Source organism: Saliterribacillus persicus (genome assembly GCF_003337485.1).
In the GTDB taxonomy this organism is placed as follows: Bacteria; Bacillota; Bacilli; order Bacillales; family Amphibacillaceae; genus Saliterribacillus; species Saliterribacillus persicus.
Genome location: NZ_QPJJ01000017.1, coordinates 39,013 through 64,907, shown reverse-complemented (window position 1 = coordinate 64,907; position 25,895 = coordinate 39,013). Strand labels below are relative to the sequence as shown.

Annotated in this window: 26 protein-coding genes, 1 rRNA gene and 2 other annotated features; all 27 genes read left to right on the top strand. The window is 37.7% G+C overall.

What is annotated here, in order from left to right:
- The first annotated feature begins 145 nt into the window (after positions 1-145).
- Positions 146-262 (top strand): 5S ribosomal RNA (gene rrf, locus DFR57_RS16005).
- Between the two features lie 183 nt (positions 263-445).
- Entirely contained in the window at positions 446-1,105 is a 660-nt protein-coding gene (locus DFR57_RS16000) for an MgtC/SapB family protein (RefSeq protein WP_114354230.1), read from the top strand.
- 113 nt (positions 1,106-1,218) lie between these two features.
- Entirely contained in the window at positions 1,219-1,683 is a 465-nt protein-coding gene (locus DFR57_RS15995) for a CtsR family transcriptional regulator (RefSeq protein ID WP_114354226.1), read from the top strand.
- Positions 1,684-1,696: 13 nt separating this feature from the next.
- Entirely contained in the window at positions 1,697-2,239 is a 543-nt protein-coding gene (mcsA, locus tag DFR57_RS15990; RefSeq protein WP_114354225.1) for a protein-arginine kinase activator protein McsA, read from the top strand.
- 2 nt (positions 2,240-2,241) lie between these two features.
- Complete coding sequence (gene mcsB, locus DFR57_RS15985) at positions 2,242-3,306, top strand: protein-arginine kinase McsB (RefSeq protein ID WP_114354224.1); 1,065 nt, start codon at positions 2,242-2,244, stop codon at positions 3,304-3,306.
- Between the two features lie 19 nt (positions 3,307-3,325).
- Positions 3,326-5,758, top strand: a complete 2,433-nt coding sequence (gene clpC, locus DFR57_RS15980; protein ID WP_114354223.1) for an ATP-dependent protease ATP-binding subunit ClpC — start codon at positions 3,326-3,328, stop codon at positions 5,756-5,758.
- A 150-nt stretch (positions 5,759-5,908) separates the two neighbouring features.
- Entirely contained in the window at positions 5,909-7,285 is a 1,377-nt protein-coding gene (gene radA / locus DFR57_RS15975; protein WP_114354222.1) for a DNA repair protein RadA, read from the top strand.
- Positions 7,286-8,359, top strand: coding sequence for a DNA integrity scanning diadenylate cyclase DisA (disA, locus tag DFR57_RS15970; protein ID WP_114354221.1), 1,074 nt, complete (start codon positions 7,286-7,288; stop codon positions 8,357-8,359).
- Positions 8,360-8,475: 116 nt separating this feature from the next.
- A complete protein-coding gene (locus DFR57_RS15965) occupies positions 8,476-9,579 on the top strand; it encodes a PIN/TRAM domain-containing protein (protein ID WP_114354220.1) in 1,104 nt (367 codons plus the stop codon).
- Between the two features lie 121 nt (positions 9,580-9,700).
- The gene (ispD, locus tag DFR57_RS15960) at positions 9,701-10,393 is read left to right on the top strand and encodes a 2-C-methyl-D-erythritol 4-phosphate cytidylyltransferase (RefSeq protein WP_114354229.1); all 693 of its coding nucleotides are present in this window, start codon (positions 9,701-9,703) and stop codon (positions 10,391-10,393) included.
- Positions 10,390-10,860, top strand: a complete 471-nt coding sequence (gene ispF / locus DFR57_RS15955) for a 2-C-methyl-D-erythritol 2,4-cyclodiphosphate synthase (protein WP_114354219.1) — start codon at positions 10,390-10,392, stop codon at positions 10,858-10,860. Before ispD ends, ispF begins: the two co-directional genes overlap by 4 nt.
- Before the next feature lie 142 nt (positions 10,861-11,002).
- A complete protein-coding gene (gltX, locus tag DFR57_RS15950) occupies positions 11,003-12,469 on the top strand; it encodes a glutamate--tRNA ligase (protein WP_114354218.1) in 1,467 nt (488 codons plus the stop codon).
- 36 nt (positions 12,470-12,505) lie between these two features.
- Positions 12,506-12,721 (top strand) — a binding site (T-box leader).
- A 105-nt stretch (positions 12,722-12,826) separates the two neighbouring features.
- Positions 12,827-13,486 carry a serine O-acetyltransferase gene (gene cysE / locus DFR57_RS15945; protein ID WP_114354217.1) on the top strand — a complete coding sequence of 220 codons (660 nt, stop codon included), beginning with the start codon at positions 12,827-12,829 and terminating at the stop codon, positions 13,484-13,486.
- Entirely contained in the window at positions 13,476-14,876 is a 1,401-nt protein-coding gene (gene cysS, locus DFR57_RS15940) for a cysteine--tRNA ligase (RefSeq protein WP_114354216.1), read from the top strand. The genes cysE and cysS overlap by 11 nt, the downstream gene beginning before the upstream one ends.
- Positions 14,877-14,878: 2 nt before the next feature.
- Complete coding sequence (locus DFR57_RS15935) at positions 14,879-15,280, top strand: Mini-ribonuclease 3 (RefSeq protein ID WP_114354215.1); 402 nt, start codon at positions 14,879-14,881, stop codon at positions 15,278-15,280.
- A 2-nt stretch (positions 15,281-15,282) separates the two neighbouring features.
- Positions 15,283-16,029: a 23S rRNA (guanosine(2251)-2'-O)-methyltransferase RlmB gene (rlmB, locus tag DFR57_RS15930; RefSeq protein WP_114354214.1), complete on the top strand. Its 747-nt coding sequence runs from the start codon at positions 15,283-15,285 to the stop codon at positions 16,027-16,029.
- Positions 16,029-16,538, top strand: a complete 510-nt coding sequence (locus tag DFR57_RS15925; RefSeq protein ID WP_114354213.1) for an NYN domain-containing protein — start codon at positions 16,029-16,031, stop codon at positions 16,536-16,538. The genes rlmB and DFR57_RS15925 overlap by 1 nt, the downstream gene beginning before the upstream one ends.
- A 97-nt stretch (positions 16,539-16,635) precedes the next feature.
- Positions 16,636-17,298, top strand: a complete 663-nt coding sequence (sigH, locus tag DFR57_RS15920) for an RNA polymerase sporulation sigma factor SigH (RefSeq protein ID WP_114354212.1) — start codon at positions 16,636-16,638, stop codon at positions 17,296-17,298.
- Between the two features lie 72 nt (positions 17,299-17,370).
- Positions 17,371-17,514, top strand: coding sequence for a 50S ribosomal protein L33 (rpmG, locus tag DFR57_RS15915; protein WP_114354211.1), 144 nt, complete (start codon positions 17,371-17,373; stop codon positions 17,512-17,514).
- A gap of 37 nt (positions 17,515-17,551) precedes the next feature.
- Positions 17,552-17,731: a preprotein translocase subunit SecE gene (gene secE / locus DFR57_RS15910; RefSeq protein WP_114354210.1), complete on the top strand. Its 180-nt coding sequence runs from the start codon at positions 17,552-17,554 to the stop codon at positions 17,729-17,731.
- Between the two features lie 143 nt (positions 17,732-17,874).
- Positions 17,875-18,411: a transcription termination/antitermination protein NusG gene (nusG, locus tag DFR57_RS15905; RefSeq protein WP_114354209.1), complete on the top strand. Its 537-nt coding sequence runs from the start codon at positions 17,875-17,877 to the stop codon at positions 18,409-18,411.
- Positions 18,412-18,652: 241 nt separating this feature from the next.
- The gene (rplK, locus tag DFR57_RS15900) at positions 18,653-19,078 is read left to right on the top strand and encodes a 50S ribosomal protein L11 (RefSeq protein WP_146206377.1); all 426 of its coding nucleotides are present in this window, start codon (positions 18,653-18,655) and stop codon (positions 19,076-19,078) included.
- 172 nt (positions 19,079-19,250) lie between these two features.
- Complete coding sequence (gene rplA, locus DFR57_RS15895) at positions 19,251-19,943, top strand: 50S ribosomal protein L1 (protein WP_114354208.1); 693 nt, start codon at positions 19,251-19,253, stop codon at positions 19,941-19,943.
- A 73-nt stretch (positions 19,944-20,016) separates the two neighbouring features.
- Positions 20,017-20,166: a sequence feature (ribosomal protein L10 leader region), on the top strand.
- A gap of 53 nt (positions 20,167-20,219) precedes the next feature.
- Entirely contained in the window at positions 20,220-20,720 is a 501-nt protein-coding gene (gene rplJ, locus DFR57_RS15890) for a 50S ribosomal protein L10 (protein WP_114354207.1), read from the top strand.
- A gap of 61 nt (positions 20,721-20,781) precedes the next feature.
- Positions 20,782-21,144: a 50S ribosomal protein L7/L12 gene (rplL, locus tag DFR57_RS15885; RefSeq protein ID WP_114354206.1), complete on the top strand. Its 363-nt coding sequence runs from the start codon at positions 20,782-20,784 to the stop codon at positions 21,142-21,144.
- A gap of 109 nt (positions 21,145-21,253) precedes the next feature.
- Positions 21,254-21,853 (top strand): class I SAM-dependent methyltransferase, encoded by a 600-nt coding sequence (locus tag DFR57_RS15880; RefSeq protein ID WP_114354205.1) that lies wholly within the window; start codon positions 21,254-21,256, stop codon positions 21,851-21,853.
- Between the two features lie 482 nt (positions 21,854-22,335).
- Positions 22,336-25,884, top strand: a complete 3,549-nt coding sequence (rpoB, locus tag DFR57_RS15875; protein ID WP_211315380.1) for a DNA-directed RNA polymerase subunit beta — start codon at positions 22,336-22,338, stop codon at positions 25,882-25,884.
- The last annotated feature ends 11 nt before the right edge of the window (positions 25,885-25,895 follow it).

Genomic DNA, 25,895 nt, shown 5'->3' with positions numbered 1-25,895 from the left:
ATGAGGTAGATAGGTTCGAGGTGGAAGCGTGGTGACACGTGTAGCTGACGAATACTAATCGATCGAGGACTTAACTAAACACAAAATGTTTGATTTGTCATACACCTTATCTAGTTTTGAAGGTATATTCCTTCATTATACATAGTCTGGTAGCAATAGCGAAGAGGTCACACCTGTTCCCATGCCGAACACAGTAGTTAAGCTCTTCAGCGCCCATGGTAGTTGGGGCTTGCGCCCCTGCGAGAGTAGGACGTTGCCAGGCAAATAAAAAGATCCTTAGTCAATGATGATTAAGGGTCTTTTTTGTTGCGTGTAAATCATGTTTCCTTCAATAAATTTTTCCTTCCTATACATAGTATAATGAATAAAGGGGTATAGGTGTAGAAGATCAATATAAACAAAGAGAGGTGCGAATGTGATTTCAACCATTTTTGATCAACAATTTATGGAATCTATATCAAAGATATTAATTGCATTATTATTGTCAGGTTTAATAGGATTTGAAAGAGAATTAAAAAATCATTCTGCAGGCTTTCGGACACATATATTAGTAGGTGTAAGTGCTTGTCTGATGATGTTACTATCTGTGAATGGTTTCACGAGCTTTATGGAAGACTATGATAATGTTCGGTTCGATCCAGCAAGAATACCATCCTATGTTATTAGCGGTATAGGGTTTTTAGGTGCCGGTACTATCATTGTAAATGGAATGACTATTAGAGGATTAACAACAGCTGCTTCCATTTGGGCAGTGGCAGGCTTAGGGTTAGTGGTCGGTATTGGAATGTATAAAGAAGCAATTTTAACAACTTTTGTAATTTTAGTAAGCCTAGTAGCTTTAAATAAAATTGAAAAGTTAATGCATAAAGGAAAACAACAAATGATTTTTGAATTAAAAGTTGCTCCTACATGGAACATGACTACTTTTATGACAGAAATCCATAGTTTCGATTTGAATATTCGAGAAATTGAATTTAAACAAAATTATGGTATTTCTAGAAACTTAATTGTGCATATTGATTCTATTGAGTTAAAAGATAAGGAAAAAATCTATAATTGGTTAGCAGACCAAAAAGATATTCAAAAAATTAATTTTAGGATGTAATTCTTTATAAGAATTTTTAGTTTTCTTAAAATACTTATTGGTTGCATCATGTTGAAGGTGGGGTATAATAAACTTAAAGTCAAATATAGTCAAAGTCAGATAGGAGGAGGAAGATGCGTAATATTTCAGACATTATTGAAGCCTATCTCAAAACTGTAATTAAAAATGATCAAGAGCAAATTATAGAGATTAAGCGTAGTGAAATAGCGAGTCGATTTGAGTGTGTCCCCTCCCAGATTAATTATGTAATCAACACACGATTTACTACTGAAAAAGGGTACATTGTTGAAAGTAAACGTGGAGGTGGCGGATATATTCGTATAAGTCGCGTCACAAATAATGACAAAGCAGCGCTTATTGATGAAATTATTACGATGATTCAACCAAGAATTAGTCAACAGGCAACAATTGATATTCTAGAAAGAATGATGGACGAAAAGATAGTAACAAAAAGAGAAGCAAAACTATTCATAAGTGCTATAGATCGTAATACATTAACATTACCATTACCAGCTCGTGATGAGCTAAGAGCCAGAATTCTTACAGCTATGCTATCCACATTAAAATATGAATTATAGGGAGGTGGAGTGTATGGAATGTCAAGAATGCAATGAGAACGTGGCAACCTTGCATTTTGCCAAAGTAATAAATGGAGAAAAAACTGAAATTCATGTATGTGAAAAGTGTGCCAAAGAAAAAGGATATGTAAATAATGAAGAAGAGGCTTATTCTTTACACGATCTTCTTTCAGGGTTGTTTAATTTTGACTCGGCATCTTACCCTAATCAAGCGGCAATGGATACTTACCGCAAAGAACAATTAAAATGCGAAAAGTGCGGAATGACTTATCAAGATTTTACTAGAATCGGTAAGTTTGGATGTGCGTCCTGCTATGATACCTTTTCAAAACATTTAAACCCGATTTTTAGACGAGTGCATAGCGGAAATACGAAACATGATGGGAAAGTACCTAAACGAACTAGCTCAGCGTTATATCAAAAAAAGAAAGTCGATCAATTAAAAGAAAAGTTAAAAGCTCACATTGAGAAAGAAGAGTTTGAAGAAGCAGCAATGGTGAGAGATAAAATTAAAGCCATTGAAAAATCCCATAACCAAGAAGGGGAGGGAGAATAGACATGGGCTTGGAACAATTTATTCAAGAAGCAATTAGTCCGTGGATGAAAGATGAAGGTCCAGATAGTGATATTGTAATGAGCAGTCGAATTCGATTGGCGCGCAATTTAGAAAAAATCCCGTTTCCTTTAGTTGCTGAAGAAGAAAAATTAAAGGAAGTAATTGATGAAGTAGAAAAAGATTTTAATGAACAATCCTTTGAGCAGTATCAAGATTTTGAGCTTATAAAAATGGAGTCTTTGAAGGCTTTAGAAAAAAGAATTCTCGTCGAAAAACACCTCATTAGTCCACACCTTGCTGATAAAACAAAACAAGGTGCTGTTCTTATCTCTAATAGTGAACAGGTTTCTATCATGGTAAATGAAGAGGATCATTTTAGAGTGCAATTATATTTACCTGGATTTCAATTAGAGAAGGCGTTAGAAGAAGCTTTTAAAATTGATGATTGGTTAGAAGAAAAGATAGACTTTGCCTTTGATGAAGAGCAAGGCTACCTTACTACTTGTCCAACCAATGTTGGAACAGGAATGCGTGCCTCAGTAATGATGCATTTACCAGCCTTAGCTATCACGAGAAAGATCAATCGCATGATACCAGCAATTAACCAATTAGGACTAGTGGTAAGAGGATTATACGGAGAGGGTAGTGAAGCAATCGGTAATATCTTTCAAATCTCCAATCAAGTTACATTGGGTAGATCAGAAGATGACATCATTGATGACTTGAAAAGTGTGGTGCATAAACTGATTGAGCAAGAGAGATATGCAAGAGAATTACTTTTACAAGAGTCAGAAATCGAATTAGAAAATCGCATTTTTAGGTCATATGGGGTATTAAGGTATAGTAGATTAATCGAATCGAAAGAAACGGCACAATGTTTATCAGATGTTCAACTAGGAATTGATTTGGGGATGATTAAAGATATTTCTAAATCAATCTTAAATGAATTAATGGTGCTTACCCAACCCGCCTTTTTACAACAGTATGCTAAAAAAACTTTGCACCCTCAAGAAAGAGACGTGTTTAGAGCAAGTCTAATTCGTGAAAGATTAAAGTTGGAAGACTAAATCGCAAGGAGGAATACGGATGATTTTTGGACGATTTACAGAAAGAGCACAGAAGGTCTTAGCATTATCTCAAGAAGAAGCAGTCCGACTTGGACATAATAATATTGGAACGGAACATATTTTACTAGGGTTAGTCAGTGAAGGAGAAGGTATTGCAGCAAAAGCTTTACAGGCACTGGGACTTGGTACGGAAAAAATACAGGAAGAAGTTGAAGGTTTAATAGGGAAGGGAAATAAAGCTTCTCAAACGATCCACTATACACCAAGAGCTAAAAAGGTAATTGAGCTATCGATGGATGAAGCAAGAAAGCTAGGGCATTCCTATGTCGGTACAGAGCATATCCTCTTAGGTTTAATTAGAGAAGGTGAAGGTGTAGCGGCTCGTGTATTAAATAACTTAGGTGTAAGCTTAAATAAAGCGCGTCAGCAGGTATTACAGCTTTTAGGGAATAATGAGTCAAACGCAGGGCAAAATGGCCGAGGCGGTCAAAATACAGCAGCTAATACCCCTACATTAGATTCACTTGCTCGTGATTTAACTGCAATAGCGAAAGAAGGAAATATTGATCCTGTTATTGGGCGAGAGAAAGAAATTGAACGTGTGATACAGGTATTAAGCAGACGTACTAAAAATAATCCTGTATTAATTGGTGAGCCAGGTGTTGGTAAAACGGCTGTTGCTGAAGGCTTAGCGCAGCAAATTATTGATAATGAAGTGCCCGAAATTTTAAGAGAAAAACGCGTAATGACACTTGATATGGGTACAGTAGTAGCTGGAACTAAATATCGAGGCGAGTTTGAAGATCGTTTGAAAAAAGTGATGGAAGAAATTCGTCAAGCAGGAAATGTCATCTTATTTATTGATGAATTGCATACATTAATTGGCGCAGGTGGGGCCGAAGGGGCCATTGACGCTTCTAATATTTTAAAACCATCGCTTGCCCGCGGTGAGTTGCAATGTATAGGTGCAACAACCTTAGATGAATATAGAAAATACATTGAAAAAGATGCAGCATTAGAACGTAGATTCCAGCCCATTCAAGTAAATGAGCCTACGATGGAAGAATCCATCCTTATTTTAAAAGGCTTACGAGATCGATACGAAGCTCACCACCGTGTAACGATTACAGATGAAGCGATTGAAGCTGCTTCTAAGTTATCTGATCGTTATATTACCGATCGATTTTTACCAGACAAAGCGATTGATTTAATAGATGAGGCAGCTTCTAAAGTGCGCCTTCGTTCGTATACAGCTCCACCAAATTTAAAAGAGCTGGAGCAAAAGTTAGAAGAAGTGAAAAAAGAAAAAGATGCAGCCGTCCAAAGCCAAGAGTTTGAAAAAGCAGCATCCCTAAGAGATTCTGAACAACGCTTGCGTGAGGAATTAGATGAAACAGCTTCTAAATGGAGAGAAAAGCAAGGACAAGAGAACTCAGAAGTTGTAGTAGAAGATATTGCAGAGGTAGTTTCCACATGGACCGGTGTTCCCGTTTCAGCCTTAACTAAGGATGAGAGCGATCGTTTATTAAATATGGAAAATATTTTACATGGACGCCTAGTTGGACAAGAGGAAGCAGTAAAATCTGTATCGAAAGCAATTCGTCGTGCTCGCGCTGGGTTAAAGGATCCGAAGCGTCCGATAGGTTCCTTTATTTTCCTTGGTCCAACGGGTGTTGGTAAAACAGAATTGGCAAGAGCTTTAGCCGAATCGATGTTTGGTGATGAGGAAGCGATGATTCGAATAGATATGTCTGAATATATGGAAAGACATGCTACTTCTCGTCTGGTTGGTTCTCCCCCTGGTTATGTGGGTTATGAAGAAGGTGGACAATTAACAGAGAAGGTACGTCGTAAACCATATTCTGTAGTCTTACTCGATGAAGTCGAAAAGGCACATCCAGAAGTATTTAATATCTTACTTCAAGTGTTAGAGGATGGAAGATTAACAGACTCTAAAGGCCGTGTGATTGATTTTCGTAATACCGTTTTAATCATGACCTCTAACGTAGGAGCTAGTGAGTTAAAACGTAATAAATATGTTGGATTTAGTCTAGGAGATGAAGAACAGGATTATCAGGATATGCGATCAAAAGTAATGGGAGAATTGAAAAAGTCCTTCCGCCCAGAATTCCTAAATCGTATTGATGAAATTATTGTGTTCCACTCCCTAGAGAAAAAGCATATGAAATATATTGTTGAATTTATGGCAAAAGATTTAGAAAAACGATTAAAAGAACAAGATATTGATTTCACCTTATCTGAAAAAGCCATAGAAAAAATAGCGAAAGATGGCTTCGATCCGGAATACGGTGCAAGACCACTCCGTCGTGCTATTCAGAAAAATGTAGAGGACTTATTATCAGAATCTCTACTGACAGAAGAAATTACTAAGGGACAAACAATAACGATTGACCTTGATAAAGACGGTAACTTTGAGGTAGTACCTAAGTAAGATTTGAAAAAATCGGAGGGATAGCCCTTCCGGTTTTTTCGTATTTATATTGAGTTTTCCACACTTTTTACATATATATTTAAACAAATTGATAGATGCTTGTAACTTAATGGACGTTAAAATCGTATATAATGAAAAGGAGCGAATCATTTGGCTAAGCGAAAATCAAAATTTATTTGTCAGGAATGTGGGTACGAGTCTCCGAAATGGATGGGAAAATGTCCTGGCTGTAACCAATGGAATACCCTGATCGAAGAGACAGTAGTCACAGGTACACAAAAGCGAGGAAATTGGGCGAGTGGAAGTAATATTACGCAAAAGCCCGAAAAAATTACCGCTATCGAGTCTCAGGAAGAGCCTCGTATCGTTACTGGGATTGGTGAATTAAATCGAGTATTAGGCGGTGGAATTGTTCGTGGTTCTTTGGTTTTAATTGGTGGAGATCCGGGAATTGGAAAGTCTACGCTTCTCTTACAAGTTTCCAATCAATTAGCCACTCAAAATATTGATGTCCTCTATATTTCAGGAGAAGAATCAACGAGACAAACGAAGCTAAGAGCAGATCGTCTTGGGGTAACATCTGATCGATTGTATGTGTTAGCGGAGACGAACATGCTGGACATTACCACTCAAATTGATCAATTAAAACCTTCCTTTGTGGTAATTGACTCGATTCAAACGGTATTTAAAGAAGATGTAACGAGCGCACCTGGAAGTGTCACACAGGTTCGAGAATGTACGAGTGAATTAATGCGTATTGCCAAACGAAATAATATACCTATTTTTATTGTGGGACATGTAACGAAAGAAGGTTCAATAGCTGGACCACGATTACTGGAGCACATGGTAGATGCTGTATTATATTTTGAAGGCGAGCGTCATCACACCTTTAGAATACTACGTGGCGTAAAGAATAGGTTCGGAAGCACGAACGATATGGGTATTTTTGAGATGAAGGAAGAAGGCTTAAAAGAAGTCTTAAATCCTTCAGAGATATTCTTAGAAGAACGTTCGCGCGGCGCAGCTGGTTCGACTGTTGTGGCATCAATGGAGGGAACAAGGCCAGTTTTAGTAGAAATTCAAGCGCTCATTTCTCCAACAAGCTTTGGAAACCCAAGAAGAATGGCAACAGGGATTGATCATAATCGTGTGCCACTCTTGATGGCGGTTTTGGAAAAAAGAGTAGGCTTGATGCTCCAAAATCAAGATGCTTATGTAAAAGTAGCGGGTGGTGTGAAATTAGACGAGCCTGCTATTGATTTAGCTGTTGCGATTAGTGTTGCTTCTAGCTTTAGAGATCAACCGTCTAGAATGGATGATGTGTTAATTGGGGAAGTTGGCTTAACTGGAGAAATCCGACGGGTATCTAGAATTGAACAACGGGTACAAGAGGCAGCAAAGTTAGGTTTTAAACGAGCCGTCATCCCAGCTAAGAATCTAGAAGGTTGGAATCCGCCAGATGACATTCAAGTAGTTGGCGTGAATACCGTACAAGAAGCAATACAAGTCACTTTAGGAGGCAGCTAGATGGAAAAGAAGAGAAAAAAAGAAGAAATAGTCTCAGAAATGCTTAAATGGGTTGCACCAGGAACTCCGATTCGTGAAGGAATAGAAAATGTTTTACGGGCGAAAACGGGAGGACTTATTGTTGTAGGCTATAGTGAGCAAATGAAATCAATAGTAGATGGAGGATTTGAGATTCAAGCAAAATGCACACCTGCTAGTTTGTACGAGTTAGCAAAAATGGATGGTGGCATAATCCTCAATGAAAAAGGATCAGAAATTTTATATGCAAATGTGCAGTTAATGCCAGATGTGCAGGTTTCCTCCAGAGAAACAGGAATGCGTCACAGAACAGCAGAAAGAGTAGCAAAACAAACAGGACACTTGGTTATTGCTATTTCTGAAAGACGAAATGTGATCACGCTGTATAAAGGTAATATTCGTTACGTTTTAAAGGATATTGCCGTCATTTTAGCAAAAGCAAACCAAGCGTTACAAACCTTAGATAAGTATAAAATGGTGCTAGATCAAGGGATTACAAACCTTGGAGCATTAGAGTTTGAGAATGTGAGTACCCTAAGTGAAGCCGTACAAGTATTTCATCGTGTGGAGATGGTACTTCGTATAAAAACAGAGATCCTAAATTATATTAATGAGCTTGGAACAGAAGGAAGATTAATACAGCTTCAATTGACGGAGCTCGTTTCAAATATTGAATTAGAAGCGAAATTATTGATCCAGGATTACCTTTATGCGCCAGAAGCAGATGTCTCTGAAATCCTAAAAAAGCTTCAAAAAAGATCCACCCAAGAATTATTAGAGGATGGAGATATTGCAAAAATTTTAGGATATCCAAGTCAAACAAAAATGGACCAGGTCGTTATTCCAAAAGGGTACCGTATTTTGCATAAAATTCCTCGTTTGCCTTATGTAATCGTCGATTATATTGTACAGGAGTTTCAAACACTACCTGAGATCGTAAAAGCAACACCAGCAGAATTAGTGAAGGTAAATGGTGTAGGGGAAGTTCGTGCAGAGAAAATTAAAGAAGGATTAGAACGAATTCAAGAACAACTTTTTATAGATAGACATATGTAAGTGGAATTTTTGGAAATTTTTGACTATAATAAAACCCCATGGTACATTTATTTTAATAGTAGCCATGGTTTAAAATAAAACGAAATGGAAAGAATAAAAAATAGGAGGTGAATGTGGTGCTAAAAAGATTTGTACAGCTATTCTTTGTTATTGCAGGTGGTACTGCTGGGTATCTTTATATCCCAGATTTACTAAATTTGTTAAGTTTTACAGAAGGTACATGGCTGGTTTCAGATTATGTGGCTCCATATATTGGAATAATTTTAGGTGCAATTATTTTATTTTTACTAACATTTTGGTTTGTTGATCATATCGTCAATTTCTTTATGTGGATTGAAGAAACGTTAGTCAAAGCACCAGTCGGAGATTTAATGTTTGGTAGTTTGGGTATTATTATTGGGCTGGTTATTGCTTACTTTATTAACATGCCAATTCAAGCGATCGAGATTAAAATAGTATCTCAAGTTATTCCAATATTTTTAAGTGTTTTGTTTGCTTATTTTGGTTTCCAAGTGGGCTTTAAACGTCGTGATGAGTTTTTGAATTTACTCACACTGCCTAAAAAAGAAAAAAGGAAATCGGATCTACAAGATGAGACAGAAACTGAATTACCAAAACCTAAAATATTGGATACGAGCGTCATTATCGACGGGCGTATTGCAGACATTTGTCAGACCAACTTTTTAGAAGGAACAATTGTTATCCCACAGTTTGTTCTTGGAGAGCTTCAGCATATTGCAGATTCATCCGATGTTTTAAAACGAAATCGTGGACGCCGAGGACTGGATATTCTGAACCGAATTCAGAAAGAATTGCCAATCCATGTGGAAATGTACGAAGGTGATTTTGAAGAAATTCCAGAAGTGGACAGCAAACTTGTTAAGCTTGCAAAAGTGATGAATGGTGTTGTTGTAACAAATGATTTTAATTTAAACAAAGTTTGTGAATTTCAAAAAGTAGCAGTTTTGAACATTAATGATTTGGCTAATGCAGTGAAACCAATTGTGTTACCAGGTGAAGAGTTAGCAGTTCAAGTCATTAAGGACGGGAAAGAACAAAAACAAGGTGTAGCTTACCTTGATGATGGTACTATGATTGTGGTGGAAGAAGGTAAAGACTATATTGGTCAGACAATTGAGGTTGTCATTACGAGCGTATTACAAACCTCTGCTGGTCGAATGATTTTTGCTAAACCTAAAGTGCTTGAAAAAGCGCAGTGAAAAGGGTATAACTTATAGAAGGTGGTAAAAGTGGTAACGATTCGTTATCACTTTTATCTTATGGGGATTTTTTTAGAAAAGGTTGAGTTATATCTTACATAAAGAAGGATGGTCAGGAATGATCACATACAGTGCGGTAGTTCTAGCAGCAGGGCAAGGGAAAAGGATGAATGCAGGGAAGAATAAGCAATTTCTAATGATAGGTAAAGATCCGCTTATTATACATACGCTAAATCCCTTTATGAATGATTCCTCCTGTAAGGAAATTATTCTTGTTATTCAAAAAAACGAGCAAGAACAATTCAAACATTTACTCCAAAGCTATCAGCTTCTTTCAAAAGTTATATTAATAGATGGTGGTAAAGAAAGACAAGATAGTGTCTATCAGGGGCTTAAAGCAGTTACACAAGATTTTGTGATGATTCATGACGGAGCACGTCCATTTATAACAGTAAAAGAGCTTCAGCAATTATTAAACAGGACAGAGTTAACTCATGCAGCAATATTTGCTGTGCCGGTTACCGATACGATAAAAAAAGTCAGCGGGAAAAAACTAGAAACCTTAGACCGGAGTGTCTTGTGGGCAGCTCAAACGCCTCAAGCATTTTCCCTCCCGTTGATAAAAAAGGCACATCAGCATGCTTTAGATAATCATTTTTTAGGAACAGATGATGCTTCTTTAGTAGAAGAAATCGGTCATGCAGTTGAAATTGTGGAAGGAAGCTATCACAATATGAAGTTAACTACGCCAGAGGACTTAAAACGCGCAGAAGCGATATGGGTAGAGACCACTAAAAATGAGGTGAAAGAATGAGAATAGGTCATGGTTATGATGTACACCAACTAGTTGAGGGTAGACCTTGTATTATCGGCGGTATAGAAATCCCATATGAATACGGATTATTGGGACATTCTGATGCAGATGTCCTCCTACACACGATAGCAGACGCACTCTTAGGTGCAATTGCAAAAGGGGATATCGGCAAGCATTTCCCAGACACAGATCCGTCCTTTAAAGATGCCGACTCCAAGGTGCTTCTTGAACAGGTGTATCAGCTAGTGAAGGAAGAGGGATACAAAATCGCAAATCTTGATTGCACCGTTATTGCTCAAGCACCTAAACTAGCGCCATATATAGAGCAGATTCGAGAAAAGATAGCGGACATACTAAAAGTAGAAGTAGGTCAAATTAATGTAAAAGCAACGACCACAGAAAAGCTAGGATTTACAGGAAGAAAAGAAGGTATTGCAGCAGAAGCTGTTGTGCTTATAGAAGGATAACGATTTGCCAGTAGCCTTAATTTAAAATAAAATAGGATAAGTGATGTTATTAACGCAATCATTTTGAATGATAAATTTATAATAAATGAATAGGTTTGATCGTTTAGTTGCGAAAAAACGTAAGATAGAGAGGGGTAATGAAATGGGAAGTAGTGTACGTGTGCGTTATGCACCAAGTCCAACAGGAAATCTTCACATCGGAAATGCAAGAACGGCATTATTTAATTATTTATATGCGAGACACTTTGGAGGTACTTTTCTGATTCGTATCGAGGATACGGATGATAAGCGAAATGTCGAAGGTGGAGAAGAAAGTCAGCTTAAATACTTAAAATGGCTAGGAATTGAATGGGATGAAGGTGCGGATGTCGGTGGAAATTATGGTCCGTATCGTCAAACAGAGCGTTTAGATATTTATAATAAATATGTAGATGAGTTATTGGAGCGCGGCCTTGCTTATAAATGTTACATGACAGAAGAGGAATTGGATCAAGAAAGAGAAACACAAAAAGCAAATGGTCAAGTACCGAAATATTCCGGAGCACATCGAAATTTAACCGATGAACAAATTGCTGCATTCGAAGCGGAAGGAAGACAGCCTAGTATTCGTTTCCGTGTGCCGGATCAAGTGACGTATTCTTTCCAAGATATTGTTCGTGGGAAAATTAGCTTTGAATCGAGTGATTTTGGTGACTGGGTAATCGTAAAGAAAAATGGTATACCAACCTATAACTTCGCCGTTGCAATTGACGATCATTTGATGGAAATTAGTCATGTTTTAAGAGGGGAAGAACATATTTCAAATACACCAAAACAAATGATGATCTATCAAGCATTTGGTTTTAATGCACCACAATATGGCCATATGACATTGATTTTAAACGAAAATCGTAAAAAATTAAGTAAACGTGATGAACATATCCTGCAATTTATCGAACAGTATAAAAACCTGGGGTATTTATCAGAATCGTTATTTAATTTCATTGCGCTACTTGGATGGTCACCGGTGGGAGAAGAAGAAATTTTCACCAAACGATCGTTTATCGATATTTTCGATCCAGCTCGCTTGTCGACTTCTCCGGCAATCTTTGATCCAGCTAAATTGAAATGGATGAATAACCAGTACTTAAAAACAGTATCGCTAGAAAAAGTAGTAGAGTTAACTTTACCTCACCTCATTAAAGCGGGCAAAGTATCTACCGATATGGATGAGGACACACGTAAATGGGTGGTAGAGTTAATTGGCTTATACCATGAACAATTAAGCTATGGAGCAGAAATTGTAGAGTTGACAGAGCTCTTTTTCAAAAAAGAAATTACCTATGATGAAGCGGCAATGACGGTATTAAAGGAAGAACAGGTACCAGAAGTATTGCAGGCTTTCCATGATCACTTATCAGCTTTAGAGGATTTCACTCCAGAGAATATCAAGGCTCAAATTAAAGCTACGCAAAAAGAAACAAAACAAAAAGGTAAAAAGTTATTTATGCCGATTCGAGTAGCCACGACTGGTCAAGTGCATGGACCTGAATTACCTAATGCTATTTATTTGTTAGGAAAAGAAATTGTCCAAGCACGTTTACAAGACGTTCTGAATCAAATAAAATAATTCGTAATTAAACGAAAATAAGCTATAATAGAATCAGTTAAAACGATGAAGAGGAAAAGTAAGAAGATAGCAGGTTACACAGAGAAAACCACATTCGCTGCGAGTGGTTTAGCCTAAAGCTTCTGAATGCGCCTCCTGAGTCCCTTTTTGAACTTTAGTAGAAAAGGGCGGCTTTCTCCCGTTATGAGATGCTTAAGTGAAGGCAGATATTGCCTTAAACAGAGTGGGACCGCGCATAAAAGCGTCTCTGTGTTGGATAAACATAGAGGCGCTTTTTTTCTATTCATTAAAAAGGTAGATCGATTTAAAATCAAAGAAAAAGTGATTGAAAAGAACGGTGGATAAAGGGGGTAAAAGATGGGCTTTTTAAGCTTGCTTAAACAGGATATGGAAGTGGTTTTTGATCAAGATCCGGCTGCTAGAACGTATATCGAAGTGTTTTTAACTTATTCCGGACTGCATGCGATCTGGGGGCATCGTCTTGCACACGCTTTTTATAATAAAAAATTCTTTTTTATTGCTAGATTTATCTCGCAAATCACTCGATTTTTTACAGGGATAGAAATTCATCCTGGTGCAAAAATTGGCAGGCGCTTCTTTATTGATCACGGTATGGGAGTCGTGATAGGGGAAACGTGTGAAATTGGCGATAATGTTACCATCTTTCAAGGAGTAACCTTAGGTGGTACAGGAAAAGAAAAGGGTAAGCGACACCCGACATTAAAAGATAATGCCCTTGTTGCGACAGGAGCAAAGGTGCTTGGTTCGATTACAATTGGGGAAAGCTCTAAGATAGGAGCTGGTTCTGTGGTGTTAGAAGATGTTCCAGACCATTCAACAGTCGTAGGTATACCAGGTCGCATTGTAGTTCAAAATGGTGAACGTGTTCGAAAGGATTTAGATCATCATAAATTGCCAGACCCAATTTCTGAAGTATTTAAAGAAATGAAAGCAGAGATAGAAGAATTAAAACAAGAATTAGCCCAGCTTAAAGGAGTGAAGAAGGATGACGATTAAACTATATAACACCTTAACCAGAAAAAAAGAAGAATTTCACCCGATTGAAGAAGGTAAGGTTCGTATGTATGTTTGTGGACCAACTGTTTATAACTACATTCATATTGGGAATGCTAGACCAGCAATTGTTTTTGATACTGTAAGAAAATATTTTGAATATAAAGGATACGATGTGAACTACGTTTTAAACTTCACTGATGTGGATGATAAATTAATCAAAGCAGCGGATGAACTTGGTGAAGAGGTACCACAAATTGCTGAACGCTTTATCAAAGCCTATAAGGAAGATGTTGGAGCTTTAGGTGTAGCAGAAGCGGTTCATCACCCAAGGGTGACAGAAGCGATGGATGATATAATTTCTTTTATTAAATCTTTAATAGACAAAGGATTTGCCTATGAAGCAGACGGAGACGTTTATTTTAAAACAAGGTCTTTTGAAGGTTATGGAAAACTTTCGCATCAATCAATTGATGAATTAAGATCAGGTGCGCGTATTCAAGTTGGAGAAAAGAAAGAAGATCCATTGGATTTTGCCTTGTGGAAGCAGATTAAAGGAGACGAAATTTCATGGGATTCTCCTTGGGGTAAAGGGCGACCAGGCTGGCACATTGAATGCTCTGCGATGGCGAAAAAATATTTAGGCGAAACCATTGATATTCATGCGGGTGGCCAAGATTTATCCTTCCCCCATCACGAAAATGAAATTGCCCAGTCAGAAGCTTGCAACGAGGCAACTTTTTCAAATTATTGGATGCATAATGGTTATATTAATATTAATAATGAAAAGATGTCGAAATCGCTAGGTAACTTTGTATTGGCACATGAATTAATTAAAGAGCATGACCCGAAAGTAGTTCGCTTCTTTATGCTTAGTGTGCATTATCGTCATCCGATTAATTTTAGTGAAGATCTATTAGAGAGTGCGAAAAATAGTTTTGATCGGATTAATAATGTGTATCAAAATTTAATGCACCGCAAAGAGACCAGCATGAATCTAACAGAGGATAACGAAGAATGGTTGAAAAAAATATCCGCGTTCAAAACTCGTTTTGAAACAGAAATGGACGATGACTTCAACACAGCTAACGCTATTTCCGTTATTTTTGATGTAACAAAAGAAGCAAATGTCTATCTTCAATCTTCTCAAACGTCAACGGAGGTTATCGATGCTTTTATCGATACCTTAAAGAACTTCTTATTTATTTTAGGCATCTCCTTGGATGAAAAAGATGCACTTTTAGATGAGGAAATTGAAGCACTGATACAGGAGCGAATCGATGCCAGGAAGAATAAAGATTTTAACCGAGCAGATGAAATAAGAGATCAGTTGAAGGATAAAAACATCATTTTAGAGGATACACCGCAGGGAACGCGCTGGAAGCGGGGTTAAGCATGGCAGATTATGATGTAAAGCAGATGAAAAGTTTAGCACTTGCGTACATGGGTGATGCTATTTATGAAACCTATGTACGTAAGTATTTGTTAAAAAAGGGACAGTTGAAGGTGCAAGCATTACATGAATATGCGGTTCGATTCGTAAAAGCAACCGCACAAGCGGTAGTAATAAGAAACTGGTTGGATAATGGTGTCCTTACAGAGGAAGAACAAGCGGTAGTTAGAAGGGGTAGGAATGCAAAATCAGGCTCTATTCCGAGAAACACAGATGTACAAACCTATCGTTATAGTACGGCCTTTGAAGCGCTATTAGGCTTTTTATATTTAGATGATAGAACAGAGCGTTTAGAATCCTTGATTGAAGAAGCAATCGAACTAACAGAGAAAGGAGTGGAGTAAGTATGGATCAAGAGTGGATTATAGGTAGAAATCCTGTCTTGGAAGCATTAAAAGCAGAGAGGTCGATCGAAAAATTACTCGTTTCCGACCAATTAAGCCCTGCATTTTTAACCAAAATTGATCACATGGCAAAAGCGGCAAATGTTATTGTCACTCGTGTTCCTCGAAAAAAAATTGATCAGCAAGTAGAGGGTAATCATCAAGGGATAATTGCGTTAGTAGCAGCTTATACATATGCTACTTTAGAGGACCTATTTGACGCGGCAAAACAGAAAGAGGAGGAGCCTTTCTTTATTATCTTAGATGAAATAGAGGACCCTCATAATTTAGGCTCAATTCTTAGAACGGCGGACGCGGCAGGAGCCCATGGTGTGATTATTCCTAAAAGACGAGCTGTAGGCTTAACTGCAACAGTTGCTAAAACATCAGCAGGGGCTATTGAATATGTACCGGTTGTTCGCGTCACGAATATATCCCAAACTATCGAAGAGTTAAAGAGCCGAAACGTGTGGGTGGTTGGTACTGAAGCGGACGCGACGGAGGATTTTAGAAAATTAGATGGTACGATGCCGCTTGCGATTGTCATTGGAAACGAAGGAAAAGGAATGAGTAGGCTGGTAAGAGAGAAATGTGATTGGACGGTTTCTCTTTCGATGATGGGAAAAGTTTCCTCTTTAAATGCATCTGTAGCAGCAAGTCTTCTACTTTATGAAGTATACAGAAAGCGGTATCCACTAGGTGAAGGGTAATGGATGTATTATTAGTCGATGGCTATAACATGATTGGTGCTTGGGAAGAATTGAAAGCTTTAAGAGACGATGATCTTGAGCAAGCTAGAAACATATTAATTGATAAAATGGCAGAGTACCAAGCATACAGAAAAAGACGCGTTATTATTGTGTTCGATGCTTATGAAGTAAGAGGTGCAGAGCATAAGCAGGAGAAATATCGAGTAGAAGTAATATTCACCAAAGAAAATGAGACTGCAGATGAATGTATTGAACGTTTGATCAAAGAATTTAAAAATGTTCGCACAAAAGTTTATGTTGCTACATCTGATTATGCAGAGCAAAGAACAATATTCGCACAAGGTGCCTACCGAATCTCAGCGCGAGAGTTGTGGATTGAAATATCCAATATTCAAAAAGAAATTAAAAATGATATAAAATTGCATAAAGAAGGTAAAAGAACCCAGAAAATCCCAATAAGCGAGGATGTTTTGAAGGTTTTTGAAGAGTGGCGACGTGGTAATAAATAGAAATTATGATGTTGACGATATTAAAGCGCTTCCTGTATAATATTGCTATTGTTAGCTTGTCCTAAATATGATGGGCATATTCCCAGGAGGATTAATAATGACCGTGACGCACAAGTTAAAAGAAAAGCATGTAGTGGACTTAGACTTCGAAGTTTTGAGTGATGATCAATTAATTTCACTTGTCCAAAATGGCAATAGTTTAGCGTTAGACCATTTAATACACAAGTATCGAAATTTTGTAAGAGCCAAGGCTCGTGCTTACTTTTTAGTGGGTGCTGATCGAGAAGATATTATTCAAGAAGGAATGATAGGGTTATATAAAGCAGTGAGAGATTATCAGCTAGAGAAGCTCTCCTCCTTTAAGGCATTTGCTGAATTATGTGTGACAAGACAAATTATCACAGCAATTAAAGCAGCTACCCGTCAAAAGCATATGCCTTTAAACTCCTATATATCCTTGGACAAGCCAATGTATGATGAAGAATCAGAGCGGACCTTAATGGATGTCTTAGAGGGTTCGATTACCATTGATCCTCAAGAAATGATGATTAATCGTGAGCGGTTTGGCGATATGGAGTATAAATTAGCAGAGATCCTTAGTGACTTAGAAAAGGATGTTCTATTACTCTATTTAGATGGTAAGAGCTATCAAGAGATCTCTGTACAGTTAAAACGACATGTTAAATCAATTGATAATGCACTTCAGCGTGTGAAAAAGAAGTTAGAAAAGTATTTAGAGTTAAGTGAAATAAGCTTATAGATAGCGTTGACAGGTAAGGTTAAGCGTGCTACATTAGTAAGAGTGAAAAACCCTAAAGTAGGGGTGAATCGTATGGGCATGAAAATTGTACTAGCTTGTGAACACTGTCAAAATCGCAATTATACTACTGATAAAAATAATAATTCGAAGCGGATGGAGATAAAAAAGTTTTGTCCAATCTGCAAAAAACATACCTTACATCGAGAAACGAAATAGATAGATTAGAGATGAAGAGAGTTTGGAGGTACCATCTGTGAAACTTGTGTCTTTTTTAAAAAATGTTAATCGTGAAATGAAAAAGGTTACGTGGCCTAAAGGTCGTGAATTAACTCGCTACACGATTATCGTAATTTCAACAGTAGCATTTGTTACGGTATTCTTCACAGTGATAGATTTCGGAATTACACAACTTCTTAACGTGTTATTTGAATAATCGTTCTTTCATTGTGTATAATGGAGATAAATAAAGCCACTAAAACCCGTTTGACGGGTTTTTTTAAATGTCAAAAAATATGTAAGCGAATCAAGATCGAAGTATAATTAAGGGAGGGGCAGGGCGAAAGTAGCCCTTAAATTATGGAAAAAAGTTGGTATGTTGTGCATACTTATTCTGGTTATGAGAATAAGGTAAAAGCAAATTTAGAAAAACGTTTAGAGTCGATGGGTATGGAGGATAAAATCTTCCGCGTACTTGTTCCTGAGGATGAAGAAACGGAAATAAAGAACGGTAAGAAAAAAGTAGCAAAGAAAAAAGTTTTTCCTGGCTATGTATTGGCAGAAATGGTGATGACAGATGATTCGTGGTATGTTGTACGTAATACCCCAGGGGTAACAGGATTTGTTGGTTCTGCAGGTTCAGGATCCAAACCAACACCGTTACTAGAAGAAGAAGTAGAAATGATTCTTAAACGAATGGGTATTAATGCACCAATCACAGAAGTTGATTTTGACATTAAAGAGGCTGTTCAAGTCACTGATGGACCATTTAAGGATTTCACAGGAACCATTGAATATATTGATGTGGATAAACAAAAGGTTAAAGTTCATGTGAATATGTTTGGTAGGGAAACGCCTGTAGAATTAGATTTCTCTCAAATCCAAAAATTATCTTAGGATAAGAAAATGGAAGAGTTTTAACAGCTCAAAAGCTTTGTAAGAAAAATACATCGAAAATAAAAACGATGAAGAAGCAAGAATTTAATAATTATTATTCCTTATATACTTGCATTATTCCTGAGAAGATGCTAAAATTCTTATGTTCTTTATGCCTCGAGTATAAGGTTGATTTTTATATGAATAAGAGTGGGAGGGCAAAGCCCTATTACCACATCACGGACTTAAGGAGGTGTGTCTCGTGGCTAAAAAAGTTATTAAAGTTGTAAAATTGCAAATTCCAGCAGGTAAAGCGAATCCAGCACCACCAGTTGGGCCGGCATTAGGTCAAGCAGGTGTTAACATTATGGGTTTTTGTAAAGAATTTAATGCTCGTACGCAAGAGCAAGCTGGTTTAATTATTCCGGTTGAAATTTCGGTTTTTGAGGACCGTTCATTTACATTTATCACAAAAACTCCGCCAGCAGCTGTATTACTTAAAAAAGCAGCTGGTATTGAAACTGCATCAGGTGAACCAAACCGCAACAAAGTTGCAACGTTGAAGCGTGATCAAGTAAAAGAAATCGCTGAAACAAAAATGCCTGATTTAAACGCTGCTGATGTAGAGGCTGCCATGCGCATGGTAGAAGGTACTGCACGTAGCATGGGTATCGTTATTGAAGACTAATCTCACGGCGGTATTTATATAAGCGGGAGGTTGCGATGGTGGAATCATTTCATGTCGCAACCTTTATTATTGAAAGAGTATCGCAAAGTAAAATGGAAGGCACAATGTGCTTTCTCCGCTTTCACAAGTGGGAGGTATAACCGTTAAAACCACATTAGGGAGGAATTTTAAAATGGCTAAAAAAACGAAAAAGCAACAAGAAGCATTGAAGCTTGTTGACCGTAACACAACGTATGAAGTAAAAGAAGCTTTAGAATTAGTGAAAAAAACTGCTACAGCTAACTTTGACGAATCAGTGGAAGCTGCGTTCCGTCTTGGCGTAGACCCTAAAAAAGCAGATCAACAAATCCGCGGAGCAATGGTATTGCCACACGGAACAGGTAAAACACAAACAGTACTTGTATTTGCTAAGGGTGATAAAGCGAAGGAAGCGGAAGCTGCTGGAGCAGATTATGTTGGAGACCAAGACATGATTGCAAAAATTAACCAGGGTTGGTTTGATTTTGATGTCGTGGTAGCAACACCAGATATGATGGCTGAAGTAGGGAAGCTTGGTCGTGTATTAGGACCAAAAGGTCTTATGCCAAACCCTAAAACAGGAACAGTAACTTTTGAAGTGGAAAAAGCAGTTCAAGAAATCAAAGCTGGTAAAGTAGAATACCGTGTGGATAAGCAATCCAACATCCATGTGCCAATCGGCAAGGTATCTTTTGATTTAGAAAAGCTTATTGAAAACTTTAATGCATTAGCTGATACTATTGTAAAAGCGAAGCCTCAAGCTTCAAAAGGAATCTATTTGAAAAATGTTGCAGTTGCTTCAACAATGGGTCCTGGGGTAAAAATTGATCCTTCACAATTAGGATAATTAATTTTTATCTTGACTTTTAAAGCACTGTTTAATATAATTCATATGGTTGAAGTTCAAATCGAACTATCAAATGAAATTACACATTATACCGTAGACAGCAGGTGCGAAAGCTTAATTTCCTGCCGAGGTGTGTCTGGATATAGGTTTGGGTGAAGTGTTCACTCTTAAACCAAACAGTCATAAAACCTCCATGTCTACATGGGGGTTTTTGATTGGATTGAAAAATTCGTCCTAAATGACCGGTATAATGATCAGTTAATAGGAGGTGGAACAATGTCAAAGGTGATCGATCAAAAAAAGCAAGTTGTAACGGAAATTGCTGATAAATTACGTGAAAGTCAATCAACAATACTTGTTGACTATCGCGGATTAGACGTAGCGGAAGTTACCGAATTGCGTAGCCAACTTCGTGAAGCGAATGTTGAGTTTAAAGTATATAAAAATACAATGACTCGCCGTGCTGTTGAAGAAACAGAATTAACAGAGTTGAATGATGTTTTAGTTGGACCAACTGCTATCGCGTTTTGTAACGACGATGTAATTGCACCAGCTAAAGTATTAAACAATTTTGCGAAAGATCATGAAGCATTGGAAATTAAAGGTGGCGTAATTGAAGGGAAAGTTGCATCTCTTGAGCAAATCAAGGAACTTGCAAACCTACCGAATTACGAAGGCTTACTTTCTATGTTACTCAGCGTACTTCAAGCACCAGTACGAAATTTTGCTTATGCTACAAAAGCTGTGGCTGAGCAAAAAGAAGAGCAAGGAGCTTAATAAGCTGAAACGAAAAACATGTTTCGAACAATATATGATAATTAATTAGGAGGAATTAAGAATGTCAAAAGATCAAATCATTGAAGCGATCAAAGAAATGTCAGTTCTTGAACTGAACGATTTAGTAAAAGCAATTGAAGAAGAATTTGGAGTAACTGCAGCAGCTCCTGTAGCAGCAGCTGGTGCTGGTGGCGGAGAAGCAGTTGAAGAGCAAACTGAATTTGACGTAGTATTAAACGGTGCTGGAGCTTCTAAAATTAAAGTTGTAAAAGCAGTACGTGAAATTACTGGTCTAGGTCTTAAAGACGCTAAAGACTTAGTAGATAACGCTCCTGGAGCAATTAAAGAAGGCGTATCTAAAGAAGACGCTGAAGAAATGAAAGCTAAGCTTGAAGAAGTTGGAGCAGACGTAGAATTAAAATAATAGTCATAAATGAAAAAGCTCGCCAAGACCATTGGCGAGCTTTTCTTTACAGCGCTATTCCGCATAAATAAGTGAAAGAAAGTTACCTTTAGAAGGGTAGGCTAAGTATATGTCAGATCAATACTTTTCAGAAAATCCAAACGTTTCAAGTGATCCAAAAGAATGGCGCTTTACCTTGAGAGGAAATTCCTTTTTATTTCGAACAGATAATGGTGTTTTTTCAAAGGCGGAAGTCGATTTTGGTTCTAGAACAATGATTGAAAGCTTTATAGAACCGGAAGTAAATGGAGATATCTTGGATTTAGGATGCGGGTATGGTCCAGTAGGGATTGCATTAGCAAAATCATTTCCCGAGCGCCGGGTTTTGGCAACAGACGTAAATCGAAGAGCACTCGAGTTGTCGAAGCACAATGCCGCTGCAAATAAAGTTGATAATTATCACGTAGCATTTAGTGATTCATTCAGTGAAATAAGCGAGAGAAGGTTTGCGGCAATTCTTCTTAATCCACCAATTAGAGCGGGGAAAGAAACAATCTACCGTATGTTTGATGAGAGCTATGAGGCTTTAGTGGAAAAAGGGGAGATGTGGATTGTGATGCAAAAAAAACAAGGAGCTCCTTCTGCGAAAAAGAAATTAGCTACTTTGTTTAATGAAGTAGAATTGATTCAGAAAAATAAAGGCTATTATATTTATCGAGGACGTAAATAGAAAATGAATTGACTCCATTTTTTGTTTGTGGTATCATTGAAAAATGCCAATAGGCCAAAGTGCTTGTCAAGGAAAAAATAAATATTTTGTATATTTTTGTGCAAAGATGGATAAACTAGTCTAATGACGGTGTTTTTTCGTCTGTACTTCTATTTTCTCTAGATCAGGACTGGAGGCTCTACAATATTGGTATTTTATTAGCTAATAGAGTTCTACGTTTTAAAAGCATTCCACATATTTCCACACATTCTTATTCATATAACATTTGCATCCTAGCAAATGAAAATATATAAAGCTTGTGCATTAACCACAAGTTTGTTCGGTATGTTTATCGAACATAAATCTTGCACTCACTAAATTATACTTAATACGGAGGGAATGTCAATCCGTAATTATGTAACTAAAATTTAGTGTTAAATACGTGCAAAAGTCAAGACCTCGCTGCATTGTCGGCGAAAAAAATTAATATACTTGATCGAGGGGTGAATCAGTTGACAGGTCAACTAGTTCAATACGGACGACACCGCCAGCGTAGAAGTTATGCGCGCATTAGTGAAGTATTAGAGTTACCAAATTTAATCGAGATTCAAACAGCTTCTTATCAATGGTTCTTAGAAGAAGGATTGTATGAGATGTTCCAGGATATTTCCCCGATAGAAGACTTTGCGGGTAATTTATCATTGGAATTTGTAGATTACAGTCTTGCAGAACCGAAATATCCAGTAGGTGAAGCAAAAGAAAGAGACGTAACATATAACGCTCCTCTTCGAGTGAAAGTTCGCCTATTAAATAATGAAACAGGCGAAGTGAAAGAGCAAGAAGTATTTATGGGAGATTTCCCACTGATGACAGACACTGGAACATTTGTGATCAATGGTGCTGAACGTGTTATTGTATCGCAATTAGTTCGTTCACCAAGTGTTTATTTCAGTGAGAAATATGATAAAAATGGTAAGCGTGGTTATACAGCTACCGTTATTCCTAACCGTGGTGCATGGTTAGAATTCGAAACAGACGCCAAAGATGTGGCACATGTTAGAATTGACCGCACTAGAAAATTACCAATCACGGTTTTATTACGTGCATTAGGATTTAGTGATGATCAAGAGATTCTTGATTTATTCGGTGAAAATGAATACTTGAAAAATACATTAGAAAAAGATAATACCGAGACAAGCGAAAAAGCATTGTTGGAAATCTATGAGCGTTTACGCCCTGGCGAACCGCCAACAGTAGAAAATGCTAAAAGCTTGCTAGTTTCTCGTTTCTTCGATCCAAAGCGTTATGATTTAGCGCATGTTGGTCGTTATAAAATGAATAAAAAATTACACATCAAAAATCGTTTATTCAACCAAATCTTGGCTGAGCCTTTAGTTGACCCGGAGACGGGAGAGGTTATTGCGCAAAAAGGCGATAAATTAGACCGTCGTTTGTTAGATAAAGTTCTACCTTATTTAGAATCAGAGGAAAATCGTTTTGGAGATAAATACCTTGAGCCAAATGAAGGTGTTCTTGAAGAGCCAATTCGTGTACAATCGATTAAAATTGTTGATCCAACTGATCCAGAAGGTGAACGCACATTAACAGTTATCGGCAACGCAAGTGTTGAGGATACGATTAAAAATATAACTCCTTCAGATATAGTATCTGCAATTAGTTATTTCTTTAACATCTTACATCAAGTCGGGGATACAGATGATATCGATCACCTTGGTAATCGTCGATTAAGATCAGTGGGAGAGCTATTACAGAATCAATTCCGTATTGGGTTATCTCGTATGGAGCGTGTTGTAAGAGAACGTATGTCTATTCAAGACACTTCTTCTATTACACCACAACAATTAATTAATATAAGACCAGTAATTGCGTCGATCAAAGAGTTCTTTGGTAGTTCACAGTTATCTCAGTTTATGGATCAAACAAATCCATTAGCAGAATTAACGCATAAACGTCGTTTATCTGCACTAGGGCCTGGTGGGCTAACACGTGAACGTGCAGGGTTTGAAGTGCGTGACGTACACTATTCTCACTATGGTAGAATGTGTCCAATTGAAACTCCTGAGGGACCAAATATTGGGTTGATTAACTCGTTATCTTCATATGCTAAGGTAAATAAATTTGGATTTATCGAAACACCATATAGAAGAGTAGATCCGGAAACAGGAAAAGTTACAGCTAGAATGGATTATCTAACTGCAGATGAGGAAGATAATTACGTTGTAGCACAAGCGAACGCGAAGTTAGACGAAGACGGCACGTTTACCGACGATGAAGTTATTGCGCGTTTCCGTGGTGAAAACACCATTGTTAGTAGAGACAAAATTGACTATATGGACGTTTCACCGAAGCAAGTAGTATCTGCTGCAACAGCTTGTATTCCTTTCTTGGAAAACGATGACTCTAACCGTGCGTTAATGGGTGCAAACATGCAACGTCAAGCTGTACCGTTAATGAGACCACAGTCACCAATTGTTGGTACTGGAATGGAATATGTATCCGGTAAAGACTCCGGTGCTGCTGTTATCTGTCAACAAGAAGGTATTGTAGAAAGAGTGGAAGCAAAAGAAGTACTTGTTCGTCGTGTTAGTGAGGTTGACGGGAAAGAAGTGAAAGGCGATTTAGACCGTTACCGCATGCAAAAATTCATTCGTTCTAACCAAGGTACCTGTTATAACCAGCGTCCAATTGTTAGTGAAGGAGATCGTGTAGTAAAAGGAGAAATCCTTGCAGATGGTCCTTCTATGGAGAAAGGTGAATTGGCTTTAGGCCAAAACGTCTTAGTAGGGTTTATGACTTGGGAAGGTTTCAACTATGAAGATGCGATTATTATGAGTGAACGTCTTGTAAAAGACGATGTATATACTTCTATTCACATTGAAGAGTATGAATCAGAAGCTCGTGACACGAAACTCGGACCTGAAGAGATCACACGTGATATTCCGAATGTTGGGGAAGATGCGCTTAAGGATTTAGATGAGCGTGGAATTATCCGTGTTGGTGCTGAAGTTGGAGATGGTGACTTACTAGTAGGTAAGGTTACGCCTAAAGGTGTGACAGAATTATCTGCTGAAGAGCGTCTATTACATGCTATCTTTGGTGAAAAAGCAAGAGAGGTTAGAGACACTTCTTTACGCGTACCACACGGTGCTGGTGGAATTGTGCTTGACGTAAAAATATTCAATCGTGAAGATGGCGATGAATTACCACCTGGTGTAAATCAACTCGTTCGTGCTTACATCGTTCAGAAGCGTAAAATATCTGAAGGGGATAAAATGGCAGGACGACATGGTAACAAAGGTGTAATTTCGAAAATATTACCAGAAGAAGATATGCCATTCTTACCTGATGGAACACCGATTGACATTATGTTAAATCCATTAGGTGTACCTTCTCGTATGAACATCGGACAAGTGCTGGAGCTTCATTTAGGGATGGCTGCTCGTCAGCTAGGTATCCATGTAGCTACTCCTGTATTTGACGGTGCTAGAGAAGAAGATGTTTGGGAAACGTTAGAAGAAGCGGGCATGGCTCGTGATGCAAAATCAATTCTTTATGACGGAAGATCTGGAGAGCCATTTGATAACCGTGTTTCTGTTGGTGTCATGTATATGATTAAACTAGCACACATGGTTGATGATAAATTGCACGCTCGTTCAACTGGACCTTACTCACTCGTTACACAACAACCACTTGGTGGTAAAGCACAGTTTGGTGGACAACGTTTCGGTGAGATGGAGGTATGGGCACTAGAAGCTTATGGTGCTGCTTATACCTTGCAAGAAATATTAACAGTAAAATCAGATGACGTTGTTGGTCGTGTGAAAACATATGAAGCTATTGTCAAAGGCGAAAACGTTCCAGAACCAGGAATTCCTGAATCTTTTAAAGTATTAATAAAAGAATTGCAGAGTCTTGGTATGGATGTGAAAATGTTATCTGCTGACGAACAAGAAATTGAATTGCGTGATGAGGAAGATGATGACACGCAATCTGCAGAGAACTTTAATTTAGAAGTAGAAGAAAGAAGCTAACGACAATTTTT